This window comes from Hyalangium versicolor, assembly GCF_020103695.1.
GTDB lineage: Bacteria > Myxococcota > Myxococcia > Myxococcales > Myxococcaceae > Hyalangium > Hyalangium versicolor.
Window position 1 is genome coordinate 85,870 of record NZ_JAHXBF010000029.1, and the last position, 12,988, is coordinate 98,857.

14 protein-coding genes are annotated in these 12,988 nt (G+C 67.0%); 8 read left to right on the plus strand and 6 right to left on the minus strand.

Annotated features, from left to right (window positions below; genetic code table 11):
• The first annotated feature begins 6 nt into the window (after positions 1–6).
• Genes KY501_RS42970 through KY501_RS42980 form a run of 3 tightly spaced genes read left to right on the plus strand, consistent with a single transcriptional unit; the run spans position 7 to position 2,169 of the window.
• On the plus strand, positions 7–774 hold the full coding sequence (locus KY501_RS42970; RefSeq protein ID WP_309243041.1) for a c-type cytochrome: 768 nt from the start codon (positions 7–9) through the stop codon (positions 772–774).
• A 22-nt stretch (positions 775–796) separates the two neighbouring features.
• On the plus strand, positions 797–1,357 hold the full coding sequence (locus KY501_RS42975) for a sigma-70 family RNA polymerase sigma factor (RefSeq protein ID WP_224370056.1): 561 nt from the start codon (positions 797–799) through the stop codon (positions 1,355–1,357).
• Positions 1,354–2,169: an anti-sigma factor family protein gene (locus KY501_RS42980; protein ID WP_224370058.1), complete on the plus strand. Its 816-nt coding sequence runs from the start codon at positions 1,354–1,356 to the stop codon at positions 2,167–2,169. Before KY501_RS42975 ends, KY501_RS42980 begins: the two co-directional genes overlap by 4 nt.
• A 158-nt stretch (positions 2,170–2,327) precedes the next feature.
• Here KY501_RS42980 and KY501_RS42985 read toward each other — a convergent pair whose 3' ends face one another.
• A complete protein-coding gene (locus tag KY501_RS42985) occupies positions 2,328–4,127 on the minus strand; it encodes a hypothetical protein (RefSeq protein ID WP_224370060.1) in 1,800 nt (599 codons plus the stop codon).
• Positions 4,128–4,428: 301 nt separating this feature from the next.
• Positions 4,429–4,923, minus strand: a complete 495-nt coding sequence (locus KY501_RS42990) for a MarR family winged helix-turn-helix transcriptional regulator (RefSeq protein WP_224370062.1) — start codon at positions 4,921–4,923, stop codon at positions 4,429–4,431.
• A gap of 68 nt (positions 4,924–4,991) precedes the next feature.
• On the opposite strand from KY501_RS42990, the gene KY501_RS42995 reads away from it, so the two are divergent.
• Together KY501_RS42995 and KY501_RS43000 are read left to right on the plus strand one after the other, a co-directional pair.
• On the plus strand, positions 4,992–5,390 hold the full coding sequence (locus KY501_RS42995; protein ID WP_224370064.1) for a nuclear transport factor 2 family protein: 399 nt from the start codon (positions 4,992–4,994) through the stop codon (positions 5,388–5,390).
• 202 nt (positions 5,391–5,592) lie between these two features.
• Complete coding sequence (locus KY501_RS43000; RefSeq protein WP_224370066.1) at positions 5,593–7,359, plus strand: ATP-binding protein; 1,767 nt, start codon at positions 5,593–5,595, stop codon at positions 7,357–7,359.
• On the opposite strand, the gene KY501_RS43005 is transcribed toward KY501_RS43000, so the two are convergent.
• Positions 7,341–8,855: a hypothetical protein gene (locus tag KY501_RS43005; RefSeq protein ID WP_224370068.1), complete on the minus strand. Its 1,515-nt coding sequence runs from the start codon at positions 8,853–8,855 to the stop codon at positions 7,341–7,343. The two genes, KY501_RS43000 and KY501_RS43005, sit on opposite strands and share 19 nt — an antisense overlap.
• Entirely contained in the window at positions 8,852–9,742 is an 891-nt protein-coding gene (locus KY501_RS43010) for a hypothetical protein (protein WP_224370070.1), read from the minus strand. Before KY501_RS43010 ends, KY501_RS43005 begins: the two co-directional genes overlap by 4 nt.
• Positions 9,743–9,816: 74 nt before the next feature.
• Here KY501_RS43010 and KY501_RS43015 point away from each other — a divergent pair, with 74 nt between their 5' ends.
• The 3 genes from KY501_RS43015 to KY501_RS43025 all read left to right on the plus strand — a co-directional run bounded on the left by KY501_RS43015 (position 9,817) and on the right by KY501_RS43025 (position 11,797).
• Complete coding sequence (locus KY501_RS43015) at positions 9,817–10,113, plus strand: hypothetical protein (RefSeq protein ID WP_224370072.1); 297 nt, start codon at positions 9,817–9,819, stop codon at positions 10,111–10,113.
• Positions 10,114–10,197: 84 nt separating this feature from the next.
• Positions 10,198–10,941 (plus strand): DUF7873 family protein, encoded by a 744-nt coding sequence (locus KY501_RS43020; protein WP_224370074.1) that lies wholly within the window; start codon positions 10,198–10,200, stop codon positions 10,939–10,941.
• A 469-nt stretch (positions 10,942–11,410) separates the two neighbouring features.
• The gene (locus KY501_RS43025; RefSeq protein WP_224370076.1) at positions 11,411–11,797 is read left to right on the plus strand and encodes a hypothetical protein; all 387 of its coding nucleotides are present in this window, start codon (positions 11,411–11,413) and stop codon (positions 11,795–11,797) included.
• Between the two features lie 7 nt (positions 11,798–11,804).
• Here KY501_RS43025 and KY501_RS43030 read toward each other — a convergent pair whose 3' ends face one another.
• Both KY501_RS43030 and KY501_RS43035 read right to left on the minus strand, forming a co-directional pair.
• On the minus strand, positions 11,805–12,308 hold the full coding sequence (locus tag KY501_RS43030) for a gamma-glutamylcyclotransferase (protein ID WP_224370078.1): 504 nt from the start codon (positions 12,306–12,308) through the stop codon (positions 11,805–11,807).
• 95 nt (positions 12,309–12,403) lie between these two features.
• Complete coding sequence (locus KY501_RS43035; RefSeq protein ID WP_224370080.1) at positions 12,404–12,973, minus strand: TetR/AcrR family transcriptional regulator; 570 nt, start codon at positions 12,971–12,973, stop codon at positions 12,404–12,406.
• Positions 12,974–12,988 lie beyond the last annotated feature (15 nt).

A 12,988-nucleotide genomic window follows, 5' to 3' on the forward strand; every position in this document is an offset into this window, starting at 1 on the left:
ATGCACATGCGAAAGACATTCAGCCTCGCAGCGCTCGGACTCGGGCTCGGACTCGGCGGCCTCGCCACCTGGCAGACGGCCTTCGCGGAGAGCCCCACCCCTCAGCATCGCGTCCCCCGCTCCAAGGACGGCGACGTCGTCGTCGCGCTGTGCGACGGAGAGACGACGATGGAGGTGAAGGGCGTCAAGGATCCCTCCGCCATCACCCGTGAGAAGGGCCAGGAGATCTCCGACCAGCTCATGGAGCAGTGGCTCAAGAAGAACCCGAACGCGAACTGGGATCCGCCCGGTCAGCTCGTCGCCCAGGCCACCCCTCCGGCGACGCCTCCGGCCGCCGCCGCGCCGGTGAAGAAGGAAGGCACGACGGCAGCCTCCGGCGCTCAGGAGGCTGCTCGCAAGGGCGCCTCGAACACCCAGGACGGTCACACCTACGGCGCCTTCAGCGCCCGGGACGAGGCCATCTGGAAGGAGTCCACCGAGCAGGCCGTGGCCGAGGGCAAGCGCGTGTTCCACGACGCGAAGACCCTGGGCGGCACGGTGGCCATCTCCTGTGACATGTGCCACCCGGACGCCTCGAACACGCACCCGGAGACGTACCCGAAGTACCAGGTTCAGCTGGGCAAGGTCGCCCTGCTCCGGGATATGATCAACTGGTGCATCGAGAACCCGGTGCGCGGCAAGCCTCTGGCCGAGGATGATCCTCGGATGAAGAACATGGAGGCCTACATCATGGCTCAGCGCAAGGGCGTGAAGATGGAGTACGGCAAGCACTGAGGAGGCAGCGCGACGTTCCAGCATGTGGAGCCGACGACCCCAGCCCTCTCGGGATCCCGCGTTCGATCGTGAAGCGCTTGGCCACCTGGCCGCGCTTCACGACACCGCCCTGCGTCTGTGCCGAGACCCGGCCGAGGCGCAGGATCTCACGCACGACACGTACGTGCGGGCGCTCAATGCCGCCGATCGCTTCGAACCGGGCACCTCGCTCAAGGCGTGGCTGCTGACGATCCTCCACAACCTCTTCCGGACGCGGCTTCGGGATCGAGGCCGCCACGCCGAGCTGGAGTTGGACGATGACTCGGTGGAGGTGCCCATTTCACTCCACGAGGAAGAGACCTGGCATGCCGTCACGAGCGCTCAGCTCGATTCGGCGATAGAATTGTTGCCGGCAAAACTCCGTGAGGTGGTGGTGCTGCGCGACCTCCAGGGGTTGTCGTACAAAGAGATCGCGCAAGTGCTCGATCTCCCAGTTGGAACGGTGATGTCGCGCCTCCACCGGGGCCGGGAGGCGCTGAAGGCAGTCCTGGTGCCCCTGATGCAGGGCGGAAACGCTCCGGCGCACAAGCGAGAAGTGAGATGACGGCGTCCTGTGACAACGTGCGCAGCTGGCTCTCGGCCTGGACCGATGGCGAGCGCACACCCCTCTCGTCACAGGACTTCGAGCGCCACTTCTCGGAGTGCCCGGACTGCGCGAAGGCGGCCCGCTCGCTCCGAGGATTTCTGCGCACGGTGTCCTCCGCGTATGTCCCCGCGCCGGTTCCACGCGCGCTGGAGGCGTCGATCCGGAGCATGGCCGGGCGTCGCGGGACCGTGAGGCGGTGGGCCCCGGTGCTCGCGGCCATGGGAGCCGCCGCGGCCGTGGCGCTCGTCGTCTTCACCCTGCTCCGTCCCGCGCCGGTGCATGCGGCCTCGCTGGAGGAGGCCTCGGCCTGGGCGCATGAGGGGTTGGCTGCGGGAGTCCTCCCGCTGGACGTGGAGGGCCACAACGCGGCCGAGCTGTCCCGGTGGCTCACCGAGCGTGTCGGCTTCCAGGTCGTGCTGCCGAGGCTGGAGGACTCGAAGCTCGTGTTCAACGGCGGGCGGCTGGTTCAGTTGGAAGGTGCCACGGCGGCCGTCGTGAGCTTCCAGCGCAACGGCGAGCAGGTCAGCCTGGGCATCGCCCCCCGGTACGCGGCGGGCACCCCGGCGGATGCGACTCGCACCGAGCTGTTCCGGAACATGAAGTTCACCACGCGTACCGTCCGGGGCCTGAGCGTCATCAGCTGGAGCGAAGGCGAGCTGAGCTACGCGATGGTGTCCCGTGTCCCGGCCACGGGGCGCGCCTCGTGCGCCGTGTGCCACGGCGCGAAGTCGGGCCTCAAGAGCGTCGAAGAGTTCCACGGCATGCGCTGAGCCGTCAGGCCTCCTCGCGATCCCTTCCACCCCTCCCTCCACCTCCTACGCCGTGTGCGCCCGCATCACGGATGGAGGACAGGGTCTTCTCGACGCCTGCTCCTGAGACCACCGGGGAGGCTGGCCCAGGATGGCCGCCTCCCCGGTAGGTTCCTACGTTACTGGTTGCAGCAGAGCAGCGCGTTCGGCTGGCCGTTGGGCGTGCGGCTCACGCCGGCCACGTAGCGGCCCACACCGCACTCACCCTTGTAACCGCCGGCATCCCAGTTGCCGGAGTCCGTCGACTCCTGGTGGTCCGCGCTCCCGAAAGCGACCGTGGAGCAGGACGTCGCGGACACAGCGGCCGGGCAGCACAGGAGGTGGCTGAACTTGTGGTCCGTGCTCTGCGCCACGCCCGCCACGTACTCGGTGGGCGCGCACTCGGCCAGGTAGTTGCCCGGATCCCAGTCGACGGTCGTCGTCGGCGACTTGGGCGGCGAGAGCGCCTGCCCACGATCGCTGCCATTCAGCACGATGCGCACGGAGCACGCCGGGAACCGCGGGTTGGGCTGCGTGTAGCGGCCCGCGTAGAGCGGATCCTTGTAGCAGAGACCCACGCGCGACCAGCCGTTGGCGATCGACTTGGACACGCCCATGATGCGCTCACCCGGCGCGCACTCGGCCTTGTAGTAGCCGTAGGCCCAATCACCGGACGAGGTGGAGCGCAGGGTGTCGCCGTTCTCGAAGTCCGCCTTGAAGTAGTCGCCCTTCGCCCAGCAGGCCTCGGCCAGGGTGCTGCCCGTGCCACCCGCCAGCGTGCGGAACTTGCTCCAGGCAGCCGTCTTCGCCGTGTACTTGCCGGTCGTCACATCCCACCCGGAGCGCAGGCCAAAGGTCTCGGTCGCCTCGTCCCGGTAGTCATACCAGATGGCGATCGGCGTCACGGCGCTGTTCACGAACGCCTCGCCCGCTGCGTTCATGGCCGCCGCCAACTGCAGGTACGGCGTGTTGTTGGCCGCCTGGCTCATGAACAGCGTGCAGCTGTCCAAGCCCGTGCAGTCGCTGTTCGCGGCAGCCACCTGGAAGCCGAACTCGGTGGCGAACACCTTCGAGCCCGTGGTGCCCGTGGCGGTGTTCACGCGATTGGCCGCCGCGATGAGCCCGTCCCTCACGTTGTTCTTCCACGAGGTGAAGCACGTCGTCAGACCCGCGTTGATGCAGTTGGTGTCCAGCTTGGACGAGTTGTACGGGTGGACGCCCAGGTAGTCGAAGGGCCGCGTCCCCGAGAAGCCCGAGAAGGCAGCCGAACCGAAGAAGGAGTTCCAGAACGGCTCGGTGGTGTACGTGTTCAGCAAGCCGCCGCTCACGAGCACTTCCGTGCGGCTGTTGGTCGTCTTCCACTGCCAGGCCCGGCGCTGCAGCCACGCGAAGGCGTTGGGCGCCACGCGGAAGCGCGGCGCGCCGTCCGGACACAGGGACTCGGTGACGTTCGGCTCGTTGCCGATCTCATATCCGTCCGCCGCCGTCGTGCCGGTGAACACCGTGGTGGCCAGATCGTTCAGGTGCGCCACGTAGCTGGTGGTGAACGCGTCGATCTCCGTCTGGTTGTCCGCGCCGCAGTAGCGCGCCGGCACCACCACCAGCACCTTGAGGTTCTTGTCGTGCGCCTTCTGGACGATGCGGCGGTAGGTGGTCGCGTCCACGCCGCTCGAGTCCGCCTCGATGCGCACCCACTTGGCTCCCAGGTTGGAGAACTCGCACATCGCCTGCTCGGCGAAGTTGCTCAGGGGCTGCTCCCCCGTCACATAGGAGGTACCCGTGTCGATACCCAGGGCCACTCCAGAAAGAGCGCCCTGCTCCGCTGTCTCCAGCTCCTCCTCGCCCGGGTGCTCCTGCACGGGCCCACACGCTCCCAGGACGGCGGCCCCCAGAAGCATGGCCTGCCAGCATTTTCTCGTCGTGTTGAACTCTGTCTTCACTCTGCGCTCCTTTGGCTCCGGAGGGAGCCCTGACGGGGATGGGGTGGTTGGCCCATGGGGAGTGCCGTCCGCCACCCTGGCTCGCGTGCCTCCGATACCTCAGGCCGTTGTTCCCCTTGAGAAGGAAGATGCCTGACGCAGCCCTGGCACAGCGGCCCCATGGTATTCAGCAAAGCGAGACGCCACAAGGCCAAATCACGATTTTCCCGGAACTTCACGTAAATACTGGATTTGCGTGTTATCGACGTTGGCGTGACTTCGTGCCCCTCGCCCTCGGGAAAGGGGCTGGGTAGCAGGTGACTCAGCGAGGCAGGCGCACCTTGCGGGAGCGCACGGCCTCAGCCCCGCCCAGGGAGTCCAGCACCTGGGCCAGCAGCTTGCGTGCGTCGTCAATGGCGCGTCGGCCGAGGGTGCGAGCGAAGCGCTTCTCGAGTTCGGCCCGCACCGAGCGACCTTTCTCCACGGCCGCCTGCCCGCGCTCGGAGAGCCCCACCCGCCTCACGCGCGCATCCGTCGAAGGCGTCTGTTCGAGGAAGCCGAGCTGCTCCAACTCCGCCACTGTCTTCGAGGCGGCCTGCTGTGTCACCTCCAGCAGCGCCGCCAGCTCGCTGATGGAGTGGGGGCCTCCCAGCAGGTGCTGGAAGACGAAGCCGTGCGCGTGGCGCAGGCCCGTGAAGCCAGCGCCATGCAGCTCGTCGAGCGTCAGCTCGTTGACCCGCATCCCCACGAAGAGGGCCAGGTAGCCCAGATCGAGCTGCTCCAGGCTCACGGCCGAGCCTTCCTTCTCATGTCCCATGTCCGAAGCTCTTGCATGCACAACCATGGTTGTGCAACCATCGTTGTGTATCAATACGGGAGAGCACCATGACGACACCGAACCTCGAGACGGCGCTGCGCTTCGTGAAGGCCGTGGAGCAGGGGGCGAGCGATGAGGCGTTCAGCCAGTTCTGCCACCCGGACTTCACCCACCAGGAGTACCCGAACCGGCTCTTCCCCACGGGAAAGGTCCGGGATGCGGACGCGTGCCGAGAGTCCTCGAAGCGGGGCAAGCAGGTGCTGACCGCGCAGCATTATGAGGTCCGCACCACCGTGGCCTCGGGAGACACCGTGGCGCTGGAGATGGACTGGACGGGCACGCTCGCGGTTCCGCTGGGGAGCGTTCCGGTGGGTGGCCAGCTGCACGCCCGGATCGGCCAGTTCTTCACCTTCCGGGACGGCCGCATCGCCTCCATCCGCAACTACGACTGCTACGAGCCGTTCTGAGACGCCCCGCCCTGTCTCGTACCAAGGTCTGAGGTGTCCGTTGGACAGACTACAATCAGGCTAGAAAGTTCCGCCCAGGGTACCGGTTAATCTTCTAATTCCTTATACTCCGTAAGACGGAGGGGGGGCCGTAACGGTTGCGCCCATGTGTGCAGCCGCCTCCGGGAGATGAAGACCGAACCGTCAACCCGGGAGCGGAGCCATGACGCCAACGCCCGATCAGGCGTTTCCAGCGATCCACCCCCTTCTGCAGGCGCTGAGCCAGGTACAGACAGCGTTCCTGCAAGGCCAGCCGCCGCCTCGGCTCTTCGAGCCATTGTTGGCGGTGATGATGGAGCAGGCGGGCAGTGAGTTCGGGTTCATCGCGGAGGTGGTGCGCGGTCCCGAAGGGAGGCCCGTGCTCCAGCCGCTCGCGCTGGCAAACCTGGCGTGGACTCCGGGAATGCACGAGCCCTCGCCAGGTGAGGCGCCGCACGGAGTGAAGTCCACCGCGCTGCAAAGCCTCTCTGACGCCGTGCTGATGACGGGCCAGCCCGTGGTGTCCAATCACCGGCTGGCCGAGGAGCCGAGAAGCGGAGGCCCGAAGGAACCCCATCCGCTGCGAGCCTTTCTGGGGCTGCCCATCCGCGCTGGTGAGGAGTTGGTGGGCATGGTGGGGCTGGCCAATCGCCCTGGCGGCTATGACACCACCTTCGCTCCCCTGCTGCAGCCAGTGCTGGCCACCTGCGGCACGCTCCTGGTCGGGCTGCGCAGCGAGCACCGGAGGCACCGGGCCGAGGAGGAATTGCGGCGCTCCGAGGCGGGCTTCCGCACCTTTCTCGATCAGGCTCCGGATGCCATCCTCATCCACCGCGAGGGCCTCGTGGTGTTCGCGAATCCGTCCGCGTCGGCCTTGCTGGGGCTCGCGGGTGTCGCGGAATTGGTGGGCCAACCGGTAGCGGAGTGCGCCATGCCCGGGCACGAGGAGGCGCTCACCCAGCCCTCCCCTTCCCGCTCCTCACGAGAACTCCGTCTCCGCCACCGCCAGGGCCGGCTGGCCGTGGGCGAGGTGGTGACGGTGCCTCTCGTCTTCCAGGGCGCGCCAGCGCTCGCATGCATCGTGCGGGACATCAGCGAACGCCGGCAGGTGCAGGAGCGGCTGGTGACCACGGAGCGGCTGGCCTCATTGGGGACGCTGACCGCGGGGATGGCGCACGAGATCAACAACCCGCTGGCCTACATCCTCAGCAACCTGAACTACGTGAACGAGGAGCTGCAGACCCTGATCGAGGAGGGCGAGTTCCACTCCGGCGAGCGCGCGAAGGATCTGCTGGAGGCGCTGGGCGAGACTCTCTCCGGGAGCCGCCGGGTGCGGGACATCGTGCGCGATCTGAAGCTGTTCGCGCGCAACGCGCCAGATCAACACGGGTTGGTGAACCTCCCTGCCCTGCTCGACTCGTGCGTGAACATGGCGTGGGGGGATATCAAGCACCGGGCGCGGGTGGTGAAGGACTATGCGCCGGTGCCTCCGCTCTATGGAAACGAGTCCCGGCTGGCGCAGGTGTTCCTCCACCTGCTCCTCAATGCCGTGCAGGCACTACCCCCGCAGGGAGGCGATTCGGCCGAGATCCGGCTCTCCACCCGGCATGAGGAGGGCTTGCTGATGGTGTCGATCCACGACACCGGGGCGGGGATTCCCGAGGAGGACCTGGAGCGGCTGTTCGATCCGTTCTTCACCACCAAGCCTCCGCGCCAGGGCACGGGACTGGGCCTGTCCACGTGCAACCGCATCGTCACGGAGCTGGGAGGCCACATCACCGTGGAGAGCCACCCGGGCCGCGGGAGCACCTTCCGGGTCTTCCTGCCAACGAACGCGCGCCCCACACGCACCGAGCTGCAGGAGAGACCGGACCCGCCTGTCCCCAGGGCCGCAACCCGGGCAGAGGTGCCACAAAGCGACGCGGAGCAGATTCAGGGCAACGCGTCGTAGTCGAGATCGGCCCCCTGAGCGCCGGGGATCGTCTCCACCTCGCGCTCGCGCATGTGGTCGACGAGGGCCGGGAAGAACTCCAGCAGGTTGTCGGAGCGCACCGTCGAGGGCAGCTCTCGTTCCTCCGAGAGCACGGCGGCAAAGCTTCCCAGCCGATCCATCGCTCCATGGCTGCCGCCGGTGCCCACTCCGTTCAGGCTGCTGATGGGTGCCTGGTAGCCCACCGACATGAACGGGTGGCGGTAGGAGACGATGATGTCCGAGGGGAACTCCACGCTGACGGGTTCGAACGCGGTGCGCGCGCGGAAGAAGAAGTCCGGGTAGGTGCGATCGATACTCAGGGAGAAGAGCTGCTCATCTCCGAAGACGGCGTAGGGAGCCCCCTGGTTGAAGAGAACGGGCAGATCGAGCGCCGCCCAGTCATGCTCGCTCGGCAGGATGTAGGAGTCCGTGGCGATGTCATAGCCGAAGCGCGCCATGAGGTTGCCCTCGCGCCAGACGCTCACCCATTCGAGGCCCTCGGGAAAGTCAGGCCCGGGCGACTCGCTGCGCGCGAAGACGAGGTCCGCCGCCGCGCACGTGGAGGCTCGCCGCGCCACCTCTTCCACCCAGCGCGGGCGGGCATGGATCGCCACGTAGGTGACGCGAGTGTGGAGGATGGCGATCGCCGCAGGCCCCTCCTTCTTGTCCGCGTCCTTCAAGGAGTCCACCGTGGCGACGCCTGCCTCCTCGAGCTCATCGCGGAAGTCGATCACGGAATCCGCCGGCTTCGCGATGCCGTCGATGCCGTGATCCCCGAACATGGTGAAGATGAAGGTGCGCTCGGGGTGGTCCTTCTTGAAGCGCTCGATGCGCTCGCTCAGGGAGACGAGCACGTCCACCATGTCATCCTCGGAGCGGATGTGCCCGACGACATCTGTCTCGAGGATGTAGGCGGTGAAGGCGTCCTGCACCTGGCTGCGGCCGGCGAGCGCGGTGAAGACGTTGTCGAGCCCCTTGTAGTAACCGTAGACGGGCCGGTCATAGCTCCAGAGCGCGTCGAGATAGGCGCTCGCGTGGTAGTCGAACGCCTTGTAGTAGGCGGGCGTCTGGGCATAGGCGGGCAGCGTGAAGGGCAGCTCTTCCAGCGGCGGCACGAGGTGCACCATCAGCCCGCCCAGGGCCTTGTTGTAGACCTTGTCCTTGACGGGATCGTAGTGGCCGAACTCGTACCCGGCGAAGCGCTCGGTGTGGAAGATGCGCGACCAACTGGCATCACTGGTCGCGGGGAACATGGAGACGAAGCGCGAGAGGTTCCATCCAGCGAACGCGCCCCGCTCGCGCGCGCGGACGACGGCGGGGTACGAGAGCCCATCCAACCCCAGGTACACGCGCACCACGGGGTTGAGCGACGGATCCCCCTTCGCGGGGATGCTGTTCATCATCGCGTAGTGCTCCCAGTCACACGCGGGAGCGGCGAGCCCCAGGAGGGCGAGCGCGAGCAGGAGGCGCCTCACAGGTACGCCCCCAGGGCGATCAGCGGGCTGGTCTGGCGGCCATCGTTCCCGAAGAAACGATAGTAGTAACCGACCTGGAACTCGAACCAGCTGCGCCGGTAGCAGTAGGACGCGCCGAGCATGTTGAAGTCATGGTCCCAGAAGCCCACCTCGCTCGCGTGCACGCGGACCGAGTGATGCTGGAGGGCCAGGAACTCCGCCACGAGGTTGATCCCCAAGACCAGGCGGTTGAGGTAGGGCCCGTCGTCGAACATCCCCATCACCGTGGTGGTGCCGTGCAGGTAGAGCCAGGGCATGATCTGGAACGAGGCCGTGGCCCCCACGGGCACCACCGTGAGCAGGATGTCCCGGGTGTCCAAGCGGGAGATGTAGTTGCTCGACGTGAAGGCTTCGCTGGATCCGGGCAGGAAGACGACCACCTCCGCGTGGGCAGCCACCTCGAGCCGCTCGCGGGACAGCAGCCGCAGCTTCGCGTGGATGTTGGGTGTGCGGAAGATGAAGGACAGCGGCCGCGTTCCGAGCTGGGCCACGCCGAAGAGGCCGAACTCCGCGTTGCTGGTGCCCAGATACAGGCTCCGGTGCTGCAGCACCCGGGCGGTGTTCTCCCAGAGAGGGTAGAGCGCGGTGAGTACCGGGAGCTGCTCCTCGGTGGGTGCAGCAGGCGTGCTGGAGGGAGCGGCCGGCGTCGGTGGGACGACAGGAGCAGCCGGTGCCTCAGGCACTGCCGGAACCGGAACCTCCGTGGGAGGAACCGGCTCTGCTGCTGGCTGCGTGGCGGGAGTCTCCGGCTCCTGCGGGATGGGAGACTCCGCTCGGGCCACGGTCGAAGCCAGCAGGAGGCTGGAGAGGACGAAGGAGAGGGAGGCACGACAGAGCGGTTTCGTCACGGCGCCGCATCCAAGCGTGGGGCCCTGCGGAAGGCAATGACGGATGTCCAGGCCAGATTGCTAGTGTCTGCCTCGTGGCCGGACCTTCAACCAAGACGTGTGCCGCCTGTGGGCGGCGCCTCGCTCCGAGCGAGCTGTACTACCGCTTCACCCTCGTCCTTCAAGGTGAACAGGACGTGCTGGATGGCGGAGGGCGCGGAACGGGCGACGAACTCGCAACGCTCATGCAACAGCTCGAGCAGGGCCCAGAGGATCCGCGCGAGTGGGAGGAGCAGATCCACTGGGAACGAAAGGGCGTCATCTGCAGCGCGTGCCGCTCCGTGGTGATGCGCACGCTCGACCGGCCGCCCGGCGATGACGGGCCGCACTGAGCTGCGGTACGCTCCGCGCCGGTCAGGTCCACCGCACGCTCCGCGTCGCCGGTTTCCAGACCTCATAAAACTGAAAGAACCGTCATGGCCAAGCTGAACCAGATCATCGCCGTCGAAAAGGGCATCAAGAGCCGCTCGCACCAGGAGCTGAGCGACGCGCACCACGCCCTGCAGAAGCCCGCACTTCTGGCGGGCATCTCCCGCACCTACCAACCCAAGGACGAAGAGGGAGAGAAGTTCCCGCCCGAGTCCACCCGCGTTCAGGTGCGCGCGGAGGAGCTGCTCAAGAAGACGCAGGAGATCCTCTCCCGCCTCTTCGATGTCACCGCCACCAAGGATCTCACCAACTGCCGGGCCAAGGCGGATGTCGTGGTGGATGGCAGGGTCCTCCTGAAGAACGTGCCCGCCACGTACCTCCTCTTCCTCGAGAAGCAGCTCGTCGACATGCAGACCTTCGTGAAGAAGCTGCCCGAGCTGGACCCCAGTGAATCGTGGGTCCCGGATCACGCCCAGAACCTGTGGGCCACCGAGCCGGTCCAGACAGCGAAGACGAAGAAGGTCCCCCGCAACCACATCAAGGCCGAGGCCACGGACAAGCACCCCGCCCAGGTGGACGTCTATTACGAGGACATCGTCGTGGGCTACTGGAAGACCGTGAAGTACTCCGGTGCCTTGCCCGCCTCCCGCATCCAGGACATGCTGGAGCGCGTCGAGAAGCTTCAACAGGCCGTGAAATTCGCCCGGGAGGAAGCCAACAACGCCGAGGTCGAAGAAATGAAAGCCGGAGACGCTGTGTTCGGCTACGTGTTCGGTGAGCGCCCGCGCTGACCGAAGGGTTTGGAGTGCAAGCTCAAACTGAAACTCAGACTGATGCGGATCGGTCCCTTCTCCACTGACAGTGCAGGTTCGAGTCCTGCCCCCGCCACTCATCCTCGCGGCGGGGTAGCCCAACGACGGTAGAGGCAGGTGTGGAAGCCCGTGAGGCACCCCACGTTCAGACTCTCACTCCAGACTGAGTATCCGCTGTCGCAGGCCTGATCGACCGTCGTTCGCACCCAACCTCGAGATGCTGGTGCAATTCCAGCCCGCCTCTTTCTCCTCTTCCGAGGCGGTAGCTCAATCGCAGAGCGCGAGGCCTCAAACTGAGCGGCCGACTTAAACGTGCAGGTCTCACGAAATGGCAGCACCCCGAGCCCGGCCAGGAGGATACCCTGGTCGGGCTCACTTTTTTCGTGCACCCCGCCCTACGTCTCCCGGTGGTCTGGTGACGGGATTCAGTATGATGGGTGTGCGCCCCATGTCCGAGCCCCTCCACATCCGCCGCAGCGCGACCTTCCTCGACTTCGCGGTGGCGACGCTCGGCATCGGAACGCTGTACCTGGCCATCATGGGGCTGGTGGCCACGGAGATGTCCGGGGCCATGTCGGTCGCCTTCCTGACGCTGGCAGCCGGCGCGGGGCTGGGCTCCTCCTTCCTGCTCCTGCGCAGGCGCTGGGCGTGGATCCTGTGCGCCGTCGTCGCCGCGGTGATCACCGTGGCTGGTGTGGCGGTGATCTTCCTGGAGGATGTCCGGTGGATTGGCGCGCTCCACGCCGTGGTCGGCGCGGGTGTCCTCGGGGCGCTGTGGACCGGCAGGCCCGCGCTGATCCCGCGCAGCAAGCGTCCTGTCCGCAGCCAGGCGTAGCTGTCCCCTACAGCAGCCGCACCAGCTCCGTCACGTGCGCGTCCTGCTCGCCGGCCAGAGCGAGCGCCTCCGCCAGCCGCTGCACGTATTCCCGATTCGAGCCACTGGGGCCGTGGGCGGAGCGCACCACCGCCGCGATCTCCTCCACCGTCGTGGGGCCCACGTAGTGAGGGTTGGCTGGACCGGCCAGGTACACGACGGCATCCAGGGGTGGAGGTTCGCGCGTCTCCAGCTGCACCCGGTGGCGCTCGTAGCCGCCCTGCTCGCGGAAATCCAGGTGGACGAGCACCTCCTCCACACGCTCGGGAGCAATCCGGTACGCCATGCCCCAGCATCGCGCACCCGGTTCTTGAACCAGCGTCACCACGCGGCCAGGAGCCTCCGGCACCCCTCGGTGGTCCGTCGACGCCTGCCAGAAGCGGCGAGCCCAGCCCTGCAGCCACGCCTCTCGGCGCTCCTCATACGGGAAGCTGGGGCGGAAGATCAGCGAGCCGTATCCGAAGATCCACATGAGGACACATCCATACCAGAGGAGCCCTGTCGGCCGAACCCGTCACCAACCTGTCCGACAAGCATACAGGTTCGTACCAGGCGGCCCCGACAGGGTCAGTCGATCGAGCCAACGAGGTAGCGCTGGAGCGTCGGGCCGACCCAGGCCACCAGGGCAGCGCGCTCCATGGCCGCGACAGGCGGTAGGCACAGCACGTACCGGCACAGCGCCACCCCGAGCACCTGCGTGGCCGCCAGACCAGCGCGTACGGCAGCTTCCTCGCCTGACCGGCTCACCGCCCGGACAGCGGGGGCGAGTTGCTCGGCGAAGATCTGCCGCATCCGCTCGGCGGCGGCCGGATTCGTGACGCCCGCTCGCAGCAGCGCTGTCAGCGTCTCGTCCCCTTCCCATCGCTGGATGAAGTGCTCGATGACCGCCGTGCCGAGCCGCTCTGGAGACACTCCCTTCAAATCAGGCAGTCGCAGATCGAACTCAGCGGCGGCGGCGAAGAGGCGCTCCTTGTTGCCGTAGTAGCGCATCACCATCGAGGGATCGATTCCGGCATCCGAGGCGATGGCGCGGATCGTCGCCCGCTCGTACCCGTCCGCGGCAAACCGTTCGCGCGCTGCCCGCAGGATTGCTGCCCGAGTCGCATCCGAGCGGCGCGGCCGTGTCTCCTCCACCATGCCAACAAGCGTATG